Origin of the sequence: Microbacterium paludicola, assembly GCF_039529675.1 — a bacterium.
Taxonomy (GTDB): Bacteria; Actinomycetota; Actinomycetes; order Actinomycetales; family Microbacteriaceae; genus Microbacterium; species Microbacterium paludicola.
The window spans coordinates 198219-211699 of record NZ_BAAANG010000003.1 but is presented as its reverse complement, the minus strand read 5'-3'; the positions used below and the strand labels follow the sequence as shown (position 1 = coordinate 211699).

Genomic DNA, 13481 nt, shown 5'->3' with positions numbered 1-13481 from the left:
GAGGCGACCTACAGCAGCACGCGCACGGCGCTGAGCCGCCCCCGCACGCGGTACTCGATCGCCGCGAAGGGCACGAACAGCAGCACGGCCACCGCCGCCCCCGCGAGCATGGCGATCAGCGCATTGGTCATCGCCGCCAGCCTAGCGAGGCTCGGATCAGGCTCATGCGCGCCCTCGGGTCGCCGACGAGCGACGAGGGCGGACCGGCCGCGTCAGCGCTGCGGAGCGCGCTGGCTCCACTCGTCCCACTTCGCCATGAGCTGCTCGATGGCCGCATGGAAGCGCGCGGTAGCCGCACCGGGGGTGGTGTCGCCGAAGTAGTGCGAGACCCAGTGGTGGAGGCGTGCGGCGGCCTCGGGGTCTGCCTGGACGCGCTCGACCTCCTCCACGATGCGCGGGGCATCCTCGGCACGCAGCCACTCGCACGCGGACAGGTAGCCGCCCTCGTCGACCTCGGCCGCCGGATCGACCGGACGCGTGATCAGCAGCGGCTTTCCCGCGGCGAGGCGGTCGTAGACCATCGCCGAGATGTCGGCGATCGCGACATCCGCCGCGGCGAGCTGCCAGCCGAGATCCGGTCCGTCGTCGTACACATGGTGTGCATCCGGATCCGACGTGTTCGCCGCCTGCAATGCCGCGATGATCCGCTGGTTCGCCGCTCCGAACTCCGCGTCCACCACCCCGCTGCGCGGGTGGGGCCGGTAGATCACGCGGTGGCGCCCCGTGGCGAGCAGCGCCGAGACCAGCGCCTCCCCGTGTGAACGGATCGAGCCGTAGTGCGCCGACGGACGGTCGCCCTCCCACGTCGGGGCGTACAGCACGACCGTGCGGTCATCCGGCGTGTACGGCAGAGTTCCCGAGTAGTGATCCGCCTGCGGGCGACCGATCTCGATCGTGCGCCGGTCGAGATCGAAGTCCCACAGCGTGCGGCCGAGGCGCTCGCGCGCCGCCTGCCCCGCGATCAGCGCATAGTCGTACGCCTTGTACTGATTCGTGGTCATGTACATCTTGTCGGACTCGCCGTGGTTGATGAACACGTGCCAGCGCTCGCCGTACCGGAACATCTGGAAGTTGCGGGTGTTCTGGTTCACGTAAAGGACGATCCGGATGTCCTGCTCGGCGAGGGAGCGCTCGATGTCGCGCACGGCCGGCACGTAGGCGACCGGAAGCGCATTGTCCTTCAGGATGGCCGCCGCGCCCGTTGCGTTGCGGGCCATCACGATGACCGGGTGCGCCTGCGCGAGCTCGACCAGCGGGCGGTACCACTGGCGCAGCTGGTACATGTTGACCTCGCCGTCGGCGAAGTACACGGCGATGCGGAACTGGCGCTGCCGGAACGGCGCGCGGGCCGCGATCGCGTGGCGGATCTCCTGCTTCGCGTGCCGTGCATCGAGGGCCTTCCTGACGAGTTCTGCGGCCTTCTTCACGTCACTCGCAATGCCCATCCGACAAGCCTAACCAGGGGTCTCCCGGCCTCCCCGTGGGATGATCGTCGAATGCGTAACGATCCCGCCGAGCGGCCGTCGCCGTCCCCGCGGGAGCGGTCTCGGCGCCAGGCGCCGCCCGTGCCGGCGGGCTCCGGCGTCTCGTTCGTCATGCCCGTTCTGAACGAGCACGACTACCTGCGCCGCGCCGTCGAGACGGTGCTCGAGCAGCAGGTCGACGGGCCCGTGGAGATCGTCCTCGCGCTCGGCCCGTCGAGTGACGGCACGACCGAGCTCGCGCAGCAGCTGGCCACGGAGGACGACCGCATCCTCCTCGTCGACAACCCCGCCGCCGACATCCCCGTGGGACTGAACGCCGCGATCCGGGCGAGCTCGCATCCCACCATCGTGCGCGTCGACGCGCACTCCGAGCTGGCCCCGGGCTACACGGAACGCGCCCTGCGCACTCTCGAGCGCACCCGCGCCGGCAACGTCGGCGGCGTGATGCGCGCCGACGGACGCTCGCCCTTCCAGCGGGCGGTGGCCCGCGCGTACAACTCGCGCATCGGCCTCGGCGGCGGCGCCTATCACGGCGGCGCGAACGAGGGCGAGGCCGAGTCGGCCTACCTCGGCGTGATGCGCCGCGCGGTGCTCGACGAGGTCGGTCTGTTCGACGAGTCGATCCGCCGCGGCGAGGATTGGGAGCTGAATCTGCGCATCCGCTCGGCCGGCTACCGCGTCTGGTTCGATCCGGCGCTGTCGGTGACCTACTGGCCCCGCGAGAGCTGGCACCGGCTCGCCCGCCAGTTCCTCGCCACCGGCACGTGGCGCGGCGAGCTCGTGCGCCGGTACGGCCTGCGCAACTCGCTGCGCTTCTTCGCTCCGCCCGCGCTCGTGCTCTCGGTCATCCTGAGCCTCGTCGTCGGCATCCTGCAGCTCACCGGCACGATCGGCGGTGCATGGTCGATCCTGCATGTGCCGGTGCTCGCGTACGTGCTGCTTGTCCTCGCGGTGGCGATCGGCCCCGGCGGCGGATCGGGGCTGCGCGACAAGCTCTGGACGCTCGCCGTGCTGCCGACGATGCACCTCGCGTGGGGCACCGGGTTCCTCGGCGGCCTGCTGCGCGGCGCGCACGACACCGTCGACACCTCCCGCCTCGCGGGCCGCAACACCCCTCTGCCGTAGGTGCCTCCCGGTCGTTGAGCGAAGTGAGCGCCAGCGAACGCAGTCGAAACGGGTTGAGCGAGGAGCGCAGCGACGAGTCGAAGCCATCGGCCGAGCGCCCGTTACGCCGGCTTCGACTCGCTAACGCTCGCTCAGCCCGTTTCGACTCCGCTGCGCTCCGCTCAACGACCCGGGGGTACTACTTCGCTCCGCTCAACGACCGGTTGCCTTGACGAAGCCGCGGTCGAGGATGCGGGCGACGACGCGCTCGGCCGCGCGGCCGTCGTCGCGGGCGTTGAAGCGCGCGGTCCACGCGACGTAGCGCTCGGCGTGGGCGGCGGGATCCGCCGCGAGCGCCGCGACGAGTTCGTCCTGCGTTCGGACGACCGGGCCTGGCGCGTGCGCCGTGAGGTCGAAGTAGAACCCGCGCAGCTGGCCCCGGTAGTGCTCGATGTCGGGCACGAGGAAGTACATCGGCTTGCCGGTCACGCCGAAGTCGAACATCACCGAGGAGTAGTCGGTGATGAGCGCGTCGGCCGCGAGCAATAGCGGCGCGGTGTCGGGATAGCCGGTGACGTCGATCACCCGGGCGCCCTCGAGGTCGTGCCCCGGCAGCAGGGTGCGCGAGTGCCCGCGGACGAGGACGACCGATCCGGACTCGGATGCCAGCGCGACCGGATCCAGGAAGTCGACGATCTCCTGCCGGTCGTCGCGCCAGGTGGGAGCGTACAGCAGCACCCGCTCCCCCGGCGAGATGCCGAGCTCGGCGCGCACCGCGGCCACGTCGCCCGTGGTGAGCACGTCGTTGCGCGGATAGCCCTCGACCCACAGCGGGCGGCCGAGGAAGGCATAGGCCTTGCGCAGGATGCGGGCCGCGTACGGGTTCTGGGCGAGCAGCACGTCCCAGCGCAGCGATTCCCTGACCACCGCTCCCGCGCGCCGCGGGTCGAAGCCGGGTCGGTGCAGCGCCAGGCGCTTGAGCGGGGTGCCGTGCCACGTCTGCAGCACCGTCTGGCCCTTGCGGCGCGAGTACCGCCGGCGCAGCCAGTCGTTGACCACGAGCAGCCGCGCCACGCTGCGTGCGCGCCACCACTCGGGGCTGCCCTCGACCACGGCGATCGCTCCCTCGGGAACGCGCACCGACAGGTCGACGACGCTCCAGTACCGGATGACGCCCGGCGCCGTGCGGGCGAGCTCACGGTCGATCGCGAGCGGGTTGCAGCCCGCGCCGCGGCCGTAGAAGCTCTCGAAGAACACGGCGTTCTCGAGCGGCGCCGTGTGGTCGACGTACCGGCGCTCGAGGGCCGCCTGCGCCTCGGCGCCGTCGTAGATCGGGTCGATCGGCGGCCCGACGACGAGCGTGTCGCCGCGCAGCTCGACCCGCAGCCCGGGAAGGAGCCGCAGCGGAAGCTGAGCGTCGAGCTCGACGCCGTCGATCCGCAGCGAGTACTCGCCGGCGGGAAGGGGCAGCTCGGGGCCTCCCCACCGCGCCGCGCGCAACGGGAACCGCGCCGTCCACGTCTTGCCGCCGCCAGTGATCCGCCCGGCCACGTGCGCCCGGCGGCCGGTGAGCGTCGCACTCGCGGGACGCGCCCCCGTCCCCTGGACGACGAGTTGCGGATCGGCCGGATCGAACCGGGCCGTGGTCTGGGATGTCACTTCGACTCGCTCTCAGTGCGTTGCGGAAGCCGGGAGGCGATCGCCGCATACACCCGCTCGGTGCTGCGGCCGTCGCGGAACGCGTGCACGCGGTCGCTGAGCTCGCGCGAGCGCCGGGTGTGCGCGGCGGCGACCTCGGGGTCGCCAAGCAGCGCGTCGAGCTGCGGCAGGAGCTCGGTCCACGTCGTCGCCGGCTCGTCACCGGCGACGTCGCGGTAGGCGCCGTAGAAGCCGCGCCGCCGTGCGTACGCGGCGACATCCGGGGCGAGGAACAGCACAGGCAGCGGCACGAGCGCGACGTCGTACACGAGCGACGAGTAGTCGGTCACGAGGGCGTCGAGGCCGGGGAGCGCGAGAGTGATGTCGGCGAGCACATCGGCGCCGAGCCGCCGCACCCGCCGCACGCCGGCCGGGGGCGCATACTCCCCCGCGCCAAGGCGGTGGGAGCGCACGAGCAGCACGGCGTCGTGGCGCTCGAGCGTCTCGTCGATCGCGCGCCAGTCGGCCTCGCTCGGGACGGCGGGGTCGGTGTCGCCGTCGCGCCACGTCGGCGCGTACAGCACGAGCCGCGGCTCGCCCTCGGGAAGATCCGGGATGACGTCCCGCAGCAGCGCACGCGCGTTCTCACGACGCTCGTCGGCGGATCCGCGCGAGAGGACGTCGACGCGCGGCTCGCCGGTGACGACGATCCGGTCCTCGGGAAGGCCGAAGGCCGTCTCGAGACGTCCACGCACGAGGTGCGAGGCGGCGGGCAGGATGTCGATGCGCCGCGCCGACGCGCGATACAGGATGCCGATCGCGCGGCTCAGGAGCGGGGCGGCCACGGGCACGGGGCTGCGCGCCGTCTCGGGAGCGTCGAGCCCGATGCGCTTGAGCGGGATGCCGTGCCACAGCTGCGCGATCACGGGCCGGCCGAACAGGCCGCCGCTGAGCGCGTACGGGTTGACGTCGCCGAGCCCGTAGGCGACGACGATGACGCCCGCGCGGGCGGTGGCCCAGAACCCCGCGAGCGACGACTTCGGCACCACCGTCATCCCGAGGGCCGACGCCGTGCGCGCCTCATCCGGGTCGTCGGTCAGCCAGAGGGCGTCGCGGTCATGCTCGGCGGCGACGTGCCACAGCTGCAGCGGACCGTCTCCCACGCCGGCGCCGCAGCCGAAGACCCAGACCTGGCCGCGCGGCACGATCAGCGTGACGAGTCGCCCGAGGACGTACAGCGGGAGCCGCGCGATCTTCCGGGCGTTACCCGCACCGAAAGAGAAGGAGGCCACCCCGTCAGCCTAACGGGGTGGCCTCCTCACTTCCGGGTTCGCGCGCTACTGCGTCAGCTCGCCGAGCGTGACGTCGACCGTGTGCGATTCGCCGCCGCGCACGTAGGTCAGGGTCGCGTCGCTGCCCGCGGCGACGGCGCGCACCTGCGCGGTCAGGTCGGTGGCGGTGCCGATGCGGACGCCGTTGAACTCGGTGACGATGTCCCCCTTGCGAAGGCCGGCCTCCGCGGCGGCGCCACCCGGCGTCACCTGGGCGATCAGCGCCCCCGAGGTCGTCGCGTTCTCGTCGACGCTCGCCGGCTGCACGGTCGCCCCGAGCAGGCCGTGCGTCGCCTCGCCGTCGGCGATGAGCTCGTCGCTGATGCGCTGGACGATGTTGGACGGGATCGCGAATCCGACTCCGATGGATCCGGATTCCTCGCTGCCGCCGGACGACGCGATCGCGACGTTGATGCCGATCAGCCGCCCCTGCGAGTCGACGAGCGCACCGCCGGAGTTTCCGTGGTTGATCGCCGCGTCGGTCTGGATCACCGAGATTGAGATCGACTGGTTGGGCACTGTCTCCTCGGGCTGGCCGTTGTCGAACCGGAAGGGGCTCTCGGGCTCCTCCTCCTCGGGGGCCGGCTGCGTCTCGTCGCCCGAGTCGGGCGCCGCGGCCGAGGCGATCTCGATGCTGCGGTTGAGGGCGCTGACGATGCCGGTCGTGACCGTGTTGGGCAGGCCGAGCGGCGCGCCGAGGGCCACCGTGGTGTCGCCCACGTTCAGCTTCGACGAGTCGGCGAACTCCACGGGAGTGAGGTTCTCGGCGTCGACGAGCTTGATCACCGCGAGGTCGTACGTCGGGTCGGTGCCGACGACCTCCGCCTGGTAGATGCGGCCGTCCGACGTCGTGACGCGGATGCTCGGCGAGGCCGTCGCGCCGCCGAGCGTGACGACGTGCGTGTTCGTGACGACGTAGCCGTCCTCGCTCACGATGACGCCCGATCCGCTGCCTGCCTGCGACTGATCCTGGACGTCGATGGTGACGACGCTCGGCAGCACCTCGGTCGCGACCGCGGTCGCCTCGTTGACCGAGCCCGGGTTGTTGACCGTGATGTTCGACGGGCCCGTCTGCGAGCTGGCCGAGACGCCGCCGCCGGCGAGCTCGTCCTGCAGCGTCCCGCCGCCGACGCCCGCGGCGCCGCCGATGAGGGCCGCCGCGACGAGGATGCCGGCCACGCGCCCGGCGCCGCTCTTGCGGCGGGGCTTGTCCGTCTGCTCCGCGGCGCCCGCGGCGGCCATCCGGAACTGCGGCGGGAGCGGCTCGGTCGCCTGCGTCTGCGCGTGGGCGGCCTGCCCGAAGGCCTGGCCGCCGCCCTGCGGGTGGCCGTGCCCGGGCTGCTGGCCCGGGGCAGCGAACTGCGGCGGCTGCGGGATCGAGCCGTGAGGAGCCGCCCAGCCTCCCTGCGGGGCCGGCGGCTGCGGCGGCACGTGGAGGTCGTGGGGCGCGCGGTACTCACCGCCCTGCGGGGCCGGGGGCACCTGGGACCCTGGCTGCTGCGGGTTCATCTCGGACTTGTTCTCGTCGGAGGGGTTCACATCGGAACGCTGGTCGTCCATGGCTGCTCCTTCTTCCAAAGCCCTTACAGCGTCGCGCCGGATGCTTTGGACTTCCTATGACGACCGTAAGCCGGATGTGTGACTTCCGGGGCCCGATCCGCGCAGGCCGCGCCGGTAGCCTGACGGGATGCACGACATCGACGCCTCTCCCGTTCCCGGTGCGTGGCGCCGCACGGCCGCCGGTGCGGGCCTCCTTCGCGCCGACGGATCGGTGGCGAGCACGATCTTCGCGGAGATGACCGCGCTGGCAGCCGCCACGGGCGCGATCAACCTCGGCCAGGGCTTTCCGGACGAGGACGGTCCCGTCGAGGTGCTGGAGGCCGCGCGCGAGGCGATCTCGCGGGGTGCGAATCAGTACCCGCCGGGGCTCGGCGTGCTCGAGCTGCGCGAGGCGATCAGCGAGCATCAGCGCCGCTTCTACGGCCTGGAGGTGGATCCGGCCACCGAGGTGATCGTCACCGCGGGCGCCACCGAGGCGCTCGCCGCCGCACTGCTGGCGTTGGTGGACGGCCCGGAGGACGAGGTCGTCGTCTTCGAGCCGTTCTACGACTCCTACGCCGCCTGCGTCGCGCTCTCCGGCGCCACCCTGCGCACGGTTCCGCTGCGGTGGCCACAGTTCCAGCCCGACCTCGACGAGCTCGCGGCCGTCGTGAGCGACCGGACCCGCGTCATCCTTGTCAACGATCCGCACAACCCGACCGGCGCCGTGTTCGGGCGGGAGGTGCTCGAGCAGATCGTGCGTCTGGCCGAGCGTCACGATGCGGTGATCCTGACCGACGAGGTGTACGAGCACCTCACCTTCGGGGTTCCGCACACCCCCATCGCGACGCTTCCCGGCGCGTGGGAGCGGACCCTGACGATCTCGTCGGGCGGGAAGACCTTCCGCACGACCGGCTGGAAGATCGGCTGGATCACCGGCCCCGCGCGGCTCCTGACCGCGGTGCTCACGGTGAAGCAGTATCTGACCTACACGAACGGGGCGCCGCTGCAGCCGGCGATCGCCGTCGGCCTGCGCCTTCCCGACGCGTTCTTCACCGGGATCGCCGATGACATGCGAATCAAGCGGGACATCCTGGGCACCGGCCTGCGTGCGGCGGGACTCGCGGTGTCCGAACCGCACGGCTCGTACTTCACGGTCGCGGATGCGGCATCGCTCGGTGCGACCGAGGCGGACGCGTTCTGCCGCGGACCGCTCGCCGAAGCCGGCGTCGTCGGCATCCCCGTCACGGCGTTCGTCACGCCGGAGCGGCGGGCCGAGTACGCGACGCTGATCCGGTTCGCCGCCTGCAAGCGCGTCGAGGTGCTCGAAGAGGCGGCGACGCGGCTGGCGTCCCTCGCGGGGCGCTAGCGCGGAACCACCCGGTACCGGCGCAGCGCGAGCGCGGGGTTGACCCGCCGGACGTTGCGGATGGTGTCGGGATCGGCCCAGCCGATCGCCACATCCGTCGCGGTGCCGATGCCCGCGATCGTCACGCCGAGCGGATCGATCACCGCCGAGTGCCCGACGCCGAGCGTCGGCGGATGATCGGCGGCGGCGACGTACATCGTGTTCTCGATCGCGCGGGCGGTGAGCAGCGTCGTCCAGTGATGCTCCTTGAGCGGACCGCGCACCCACTCCGCGGGCACCAGCGCGACGTCCGCCCCGGCATCCGCCAGGGTGCGGGCGACCTCCGGGAAGCGCAGGTCGTAGCAGGTCATCAGGCCGAATCGCAGGCCGCCGGCCTCGAACGTCTGCGGCTCGTCCAGCGCGCCCGCCTCGATCCAGTCGGACTCGCGCTGCCCGAACGCGTCGTAGAGGTGCTGCTTGCGGTACCGCGCGACGAGGCCGGATCCGTCGACCGCGACGACCGTGTTGCGCACGCGCCCGTCATCCGCGCGCTCGGTGAGCCCGGCGACGAGGTGCACGCCGAGGCGCCCCGCGGTCGCCGTGAGCGCCTGGACGAAGGGGCCGTCGAGGTCCTCGGCGTTCGCGGCGAGGGTGGCGTCGAAGGGATCGGTGAAGTAGCTGGAGTACTCCGGGAAGAGCACGACGGATGCGCCGCGGGACGCGGCCCGCTCGGCGAGCGCCTGGATCGAGGTGCGGTTCGCCTCCGCATCCGCGGTCGGCGCGAACTGCGCGACGGCGATCCCGACGGATCCGGTCATGGCGTCGTCCTCTCGCGCCGCGCCCGCAGCACCGAGGGCATGACGAGCCACAGCAGGATGACGAACACGGCGAGCGCCCCGCCGGTCACCCACGCGGCGACAGGCCCGACGACGACGTCGAAGACGAACCCGACGACGCCGACCAGCATCGCCGAGACGATGATCAGCGCCGACACCATCGCGAGATGCCCGTAGGCGACGGTGGTGCCCTTCGCGCCCTCCCCGAACAGGCCCCGGTGGAGGGCGACCGGTGCCAGGGCGATCACAGCGCTGACGGCCGAGAGCACGACGAGGATCAGGTAGAACACCCGCTGCCCGTCGCTCAGGTCGAGGAAGGCCGGCTGGAACGCGAGGGCGAGCAGGAAACCGGTGAGGATCTGCGTGCCGGTCTGCAGGACGCGCAGCTCCTGGAGCAGCTCGTTCCAGTTGCGGTCGTAGCGCTCGGCGGGCGTCTCGTCGCGGTGCGCGGGATCAAGCTGCGCTCGGTCGCGGGGGTCGCCTGTCATGGGTCCATCCTCCCGGTCGCCACGCATCGCGGGCAAACCCCTTGCGGAGTCGGACGCCGTGGGAAACGGCGAAGCCCGGGTCCGACCGGGACGTGATGTCCGCGGTGGGCCCGGGCTGAGGATCGCTTGCTCCCCCCGGAGTAACGATCCGAACGGCCGATGGCCGGCCCGCCCGCATCCCCCCGGATGCCGACGTGCCCCTCCAGGGTCGCACCGCCCGCCGATCCCCGACAGGGGGTGAACTACCCATGCAGCCCCGGAGCTCGGATCATTCGCGCTCGATCGGCACCCAGAGTTCGAAGGTCGCGGTGCGGAAATCGTCGGCGCGATCGAGGATCGCGACGATCTCGGGCCCGAGGCGCAGCCGCCAGGGGTTCGACGGGAACCACTCGGTGGCGGTCGCCGCCCAGGTGCTCTGCAGCGTCTCCGGGTAGGCGCCACTGCCGCGGAACACCGCCCACATGCCGGCGCGGACCTCGACGACATCCAGGTCATCGGGCACGGCCGTCCCTGCGGTGACGGCGACTCCGTGCAGGTAGGTGAGCTCGCTCCCCTCGGCGCGGTCGTCGTCGATGTCGGCAGTCACCTGCAGCAGTCCCGACGGCTCGGTGTCGCTCAGGGCCTTCAGGCGCAGGTGCTCCTCCATCGGGATCGCCGCGACGTGGGCCTGGATGTGCGGGTTCACGCCCTCGTGGATGAGCGGCACGCGCGTGGCGTGGCCGATCAGCCGGAAGGCAGGTCGTTCGGTCAGTCGTGCATCCATGGGTGTCGTCCCTTCTACGGTCAGGCGGAACCTGAGCTGCGGTTGTGCGCGAAGGGGACCGCCGTCGCGGCGCACGTCGGACGGCCCGGCGCCGTGGACGGCGCGGAACGCCCGGCCGAACGCGTCGCTCGAGCCGTAGCCGTAGCGAATCGCCACATCGAGCAGCTCGTCGCCCGCGACCACGTCGGACGCGGCGAGCGTCATGCGGCGGCGCCGGATGTACTCCGACAGCGGCATTCCCGCAAGCGCCGAGAACATCCGGCGCAGGTGGTACTCGGTCGTGCCCTCGGTGCGGGCGAACGCGGAGACATCGAGCTGGTCGTCGAGCGTCTCCTCGATCAGCACCGAGAGCCGGTTCAGAGTCGCGATCATGCGGTCCCCCTTCTGCGTCAACTCTTCTCGTCCGCGCGGGCTCGCACCCGATCATCCTGGTCCGATCCTGTCGGGTGGCGCAGCGGCTGCGTCCGGCGACGCGGCCCACAAGGAGAGGCCGAAGGACCTGCGCCGCCCGAGCGGACGCGAGACCGTCGCGGCGGATACGGTTCGAAGACGCGAATGCGGCGCGCGAGCGAGTTCGCCGGAAACCTCACACTTCGCGCCGGCGCGTCGTCCTGAGGGTATGAGCATGGGTGCGGAGCAGAGGGAGAGCGTGCGATGACGCGGATGGCGATCGCGGGCGGAACGGGCGTCGTCGGCAGGCTGGTCGTCGAGGCGGCGCGGGGCGCGGGGCACGACACGGTCGTGCTCGCGCGGGCCGCCGGAGTGGATCTCGTCACCGGCACGGGAGTGTCCGAAGCCCTCGCCGGCGCGGATGTGGTGATCGACGTGTCGTCGACCACCACGCTCTCGGCGCAGCGATCCGTTCAGTTCTTCGAGGCGGCGACCCGGACGCTCCTCGCCGCGGAGCGGGAGGCCGGGGTCGGCCACCACGTGGCGCTGTCGATCGTCGGCGCCGCGGGCGCCCCAACCGGCTACTACGCGGGCAAGGCGGCGCAGGAGCGCCTCGTGATGGCATCGGGCGGCCGCTGGTCGATCCTGCGGGCGACGCAGTTCCACGAGTTCGCGGCGCAGATGGTGCAGCGCGGCGCGATGCTCGGGATGGTCGCGGTGCCCAGAATGCTGTCGCAGCCCGTGGCCGCAGCCGCGGTGGCGGACGAGCTCGTCGCGATCGCCGAGGGCGCGCCGCGGGGCCTGGCGGATGATCTGGCGGGACCTCAGGTCGAGCGGATGGCGGACATGGTGCGACGCTACCTGCGCAGGACCGGCAGGCGCGCTCCCGTGGTAGAGCTGCGCCTGCCGGGCGCGATGGGGCGGGCGAGCGCCGACGGCGGCCTGCTTGCCGGGGCGTCGGCGAAGCTGGCGACCGAGACGTTCGAGCAGTGGCTCGAGCGTCAGCCGGTCAGTCCCAGTCGACGCCGGTGAGCGACATCGTGAACTGGTCGAGGGTCTCGCCCGTGTGAGGCGCCTACCGATCGACCGCGCCGAGACATCCCCACGAGCCCAGGGGTATGTCGATCGCCTGCTCGTAGGTGGCGAGGTCGATGAGTCCGCGGTCGCGAAGCACGTGCAGCGCGATCGTGCGCTCCTTGAGCCGCGCCGCGTTCTCCCGTGCCCTCTGGTCCGTCTCGTCGGGAGGCGACGGCTTGGAGCCCAGGAACACGAGCGCGCACAGCACAAGGCTCAGCACGAGGGTCGCGAGGCTTCCCACGAAGGCGAACGTCGTGACCGGGATCCCCTGGCTGAGCAGCAGAAACGCCGTCGCGATGGACACGATCGGCATAACGACGGCGGCGGCGCTGATGAACGCCGAGCGCTGACGCGTCAGACCCCACAGCAGGATCGCCGTCCCGGGAAGGGCGATGCCGAGCAGCGACGAGACACTCGCGGCGATGAGAAGCGAGTCGGCGACGTCGAGGTCGCTCTCCCGTGAGGCACCCCACAGGAACGCATAGCCCAGCAGCGGGAGGGCGGCCAGCGGGAGCATGAACAACAGGCCGACGAGCGCCTCCGCGACCGGGCTCCCCTTCTCCTCCGCCGTGCGCTCGGGCACCGGAATCGGTCGCGCGAGGATGTCCCGTTCGACGGCGCCGAGATCGATCGGCTCATCGAACGGCGCGGTCCGTGCCCACTGCCCCACGGGTTCGACAGGCATGTCAGCCGGTGAGCGCTTCGAATCGGCCATCACTGCTCTCCGGCGCTCGTCACCCCATGCCCGGGCCACCCCATTGGGTGCCCGGTGGCGGTGTCCGACAGACCGTCTCGTCAGAGAACGCATAGATCTCAACGCGGATCGCGACGCCACCATCGGCGCGGGCGATCTTGAACACGATGCCCTCGAGGGATCCCCGCGCCGGGACGTTGCTCATCATGGCGCTGCCGACCTGCGGATCTTCCGGCCAGGGCTGGAAGCCGGGCACCATCAGACCGGCCGACGGGTGCTCGATCAGCCAGTTCCTCGTCTCGGCGAACTGGGCGCCGGGGATGAACCACAATCCGTTCTGCCGGTCGATGGGCGCGCACGGGGGAACGTACGCCCCGGGGTCGAAGTGGGCGCCCTCCGGAATGGCGTCTACAGGCACGGCGCCCGCCGGCAGGACGAGCCCATCCAGCCACACGTCGGCCTTGGTCGGGGGCTCGGGCTCAGGGGTTTCCGAAGGCAGCGGTGATGGTGACGGTGACGGAGATGCGGTGCTCGTCCGCGTTCCTGCGGTCTCCGCGGCAGCCGGTTCCGCGGCTGTAGAGGCAGCGCATCCTGACAGCAGCACAGCGACGGTCGACATCGCGAGGAGGATCCGGAAGAGCCGCATGCTGTGATCCTACGGACACGCCCTCCTTCTGGCCTGCGGTCTTGAAGAGCGATAGCCCAGGGCCGAAATCACGGTCTTCCCTGAAATGGATCAGGACCATCGGGTGCAGCGCTGACCTCACGCAGGCAAAGCAGAAGGCCCGG

At 71.7% G+C, this 13481-nt stretch carries 13 protein-coding genes; 3 read left to right on the top strand and 10 right to left on the bottom strand.

What is annotated here, in order from left to right; genetic code table 11:
• Positions 1–8: 8 nt before the first annotated feature.
• On the bottom strand, positions 9–131 hold the full coding sequence (locus tag ABD161_RS03755) for a hypothetical protein (RefSeq protein WP_343999813.1): 123 nt from the start codon (positions 129–131) through the stop codon (positions 9–11).
• 81 nt (positions 132–212) lie between these two features.
• Positions 213–1445 (bottom strand): CDP-glycerol glycerophosphotransferase family protein, encoded by a 1233-nt coding sequence (locus ABD161_RS03750; protein WP_343999811.1) that lies wholly within the window; start codon positions 1443–1445, stop codon positions 213–215.
• A gap of 150 nt (positions 1446–1595) precedes the next feature.
• Here ABD161_RS03750 and ABD161_RS03745 point away from each other — a divergent pair, with 150 nt between their 5' ends.
• Complete coding sequence (locus ABD161_RS03745) at positions 1596–2609, top strand: glycosyltransferase family 2 protein (protein ID WP_344000106.1); 1014 nt, start codon at positions 1596–1598, stop codon at positions 2607–2609.
• Positions 2610–2801: 192 nt separating this feature from the next.
• On the opposite strand, the gene ABD161_RS03740 is transcribed toward ABD161_RS03745, so the two are convergent.
• From ABD161_RS03740 to ABD161_RS03730, 3 genes are read right to left on the bottom strand one after another with little or no spacing between them, the layout of a single operon-like run.
• Positions 2802–4247 carry a CDP-glycerol glycerophosphotransferase family protein gene (locus tag ABD161_RS03740; RefSeq protein WP_343999809.1) on the bottom strand — a complete coding sequence of 482 codons (1446 nt, stop codon included), beginning with the start codon at positions 4245–4247 and terminating at the stop codon, positions 2802–2804.
• Positions 4244–5518, bottom strand: coding sequence for a CDP-glycerol glycerophosphotransferase family protein (locus tag ABD161_RS03735; RefSeq protein WP_343999807.1), 1275 nt, complete (start codon positions 5516–5518; stop codon positions 4244–4246). Before ABD161_RS03735 ends, ABD161_RS03740 begins: the two co-directional genes overlap by 4 nt.
• Before the next feature lie 45 nt (positions 5519–5563).
• A complete protein-coding gene (locus tag ABD161_RS03730) occupies positions 5564–7117 on the bottom strand; it encodes a S1C family serine protease (protein ID WP_343999805.1) in 1554 nt (517 codons plus the stop codon).
• A 127-nt stretch (positions 7118–7244) separates the two neighbouring features.
• Here ABD161_RS03730 and ABD161_RS03725 point away from each other — a divergent pair, with 127 nt between their 5' ends.
• Positions 7245–8465: an aminotransferase class I/II-fold pyridoxal phosphate-dependent enzyme gene (locus ABD161_RS03725; protein ID WP_343999803.1), complete on the top strand. Its 1221-nt coding sequence runs from the start codon at positions 7245–7247 to the stop codon at positions 8463–8465.
• On the opposite strand, the gene ABD161_RS03720 is transcribed toward ABD161_RS03725, so the two are convergent.
• From ABD161_RS03720 to ABD161_RS03710, 3 genes are all read right to left on the bottom strand, one after another.
• Positions 8462–9262, bottom strand: a complete 801-nt coding sequence (locus tag ABD161_RS03720) for a carbon-nitrogen hydrolase family protein (RefSeq protein WP_343999801.1) — start codon at positions 9260–9262, stop codon at positions 8462–8464. The genes ABD161_RS03725 and ABD161_RS03720 overlap by 4 nt on opposite strands.
• The gene (locus ABD161_RS03715) at positions 9259–9768 is read right to left on the bottom strand and encodes a DUF6328 family protein (RefSeq protein ID WP_343999799.1); all 510 of its coding nucleotides are present in this window, start codon (positions 9766–9768) and stop codon (positions 9259–9261) included. Before ABD161_RS03715 ends, ABD161_RS03720 begins: the two co-directional genes overlap by 4 nt.
• 268 nt (positions 9769–10036) lie before the next feature.
• Positions 10037–10903 carry an AraC family transcriptional regulator gene (locus ABD161_RS03710; RefSeq protein WP_343999797.1) on the bottom strand — a complete coding sequence of 289 codons (867 nt, stop codon included), beginning with the start codon at positions 10901–10903 and terminating at the stop codon, positions 10037–10039.
• A gap of 282 nt (positions 10904–11185) precedes the next feature.
• Between ABD161_RS03710 and ABD161_RS03705 the strand changes: the two genes are divergently transcribed.
• The gene (locus ABD161_RS03705) at positions 11186–11953 is read left to right on the top strand and encodes an SDR family oxidoreductase (protein ID WP_343999795.1); all 768 of its coding nucleotides are present in this window, start codon (positions 11186–11188) and stop codon (positions 11951–11953) included.
• Between the two features lie 43 nt (positions 11954–11996).
• Here the strand turns inward: ABD161_RS03705 and ABD161_RS03700 are convergent, their stop codons facing one another.
• Positions 11997–12683 carry a hypothetical protein gene (locus ABD161_RS03700; RefSeq protein WP_343999793.1) on the bottom strand — a complete coding sequence of 229 codons (687 nt, stop codon included), beginning with the start codon at positions 12681–12683 and terminating at the stop codon, positions 11997–11999.
• Between the two features lie 49 nt (positions 12684–12732).
• Entirely contained in the window at positions 12733–13338 is a 606-nt protein-coding gene (locus tag ABD161_RS03695; RefSeq protein ID WP_343999791.1) for a hypothetical protein, read from the bottom strand.
• Positions 13339–13481: the final 143 nt, after the last annotated feature.

What these genes read in the sequence shown, in the direction of transcription:
- ABD161_RS03755 (WP_343999813.1), bottom strand. Translation starts at nt 131, where the DNA reads ATGACCAATGCGCTGATCGCCATGCTCGCGGGGGCGGCGGTGGCCGTG.
- ABD161_RS03750 (WP_343999811.1), bottom strand. Translation starts at nt 1,445, where the DNA reads ATGGGCATTGCGAGTGACGTGAAGAAGGCCGCAGAACTCGTCAGGAAG.
- ABD161_RS03745 (WP_344000106.1), top strand. Translation starts at nt 1,596, where the DNA reads ATGCCCGTTCTGAACGAGCACGACTACCTGCGCCGCGCCGTCGAGACG.
- ABD161_RS03730 (WP_343999805.1), bottom strand. Translation starts at nt 7,117, where the DNA reads ATGGACGACCAGCGTTCCGATGTGAACCCCTCCGACGAGAACAAGTCC.
- ABD161_RS03725 (WP_343999803.1), top strand. Translation starts at nt 7,245, where the DNA reads ATGCACGACATCGACGCCTCTCCCGTTCCCGGTGCGTGGCGCCGCACG.
- ABD161_RS03720 (WP_343999801.1), bottom strand. Translation starts at nt 9,262, where the DNA reads ATGACCGGATCCGTCGGGATCGCCGTCGCGCAGTTCGCGCCGACCGCG.
- ABD161_RS03715 (WP_343999799.1), bottom strand. Translation starts at nt 9,768, where the DNA reads ATGACAGGCGACCCCCGCGACCGAGCGCAGCTTGATCCCGCGCACCGC.
- ABD161_RS03710 (WP_343999797.1), bottom strand. Translation starts at nt 10,903, where the DNA reads ATGATCGCGACTCTGAACCGGCTCTCGGTGCTGATCGAGGAGACGCTC.
- ABD161_RS03705 (WP_343999795.1), top strand. Translation starts at nt 11,186, where the DNA reads ATGACGCGGATGGCGATCGCGGGCGGAACGGGCGTCGTCGGCAGGCTG.
- ABD161_RS03700 (WP_343999793.1), bottom strand. Translation starts at nt 12,683, where the DNA reads ATGCCTGTCGAACCCGTGGGGCAGTGGGCACGGACCGCGCCGTTCGAT.
- ABD161_RS03695 (WP_343999791.1), bottom strand. Translation starts at nt 13,338, where the DNA reads ATGCGGCTCTTCCGGATCCTCCTCGCGATGTCGACCGTCGCTGTGCTG.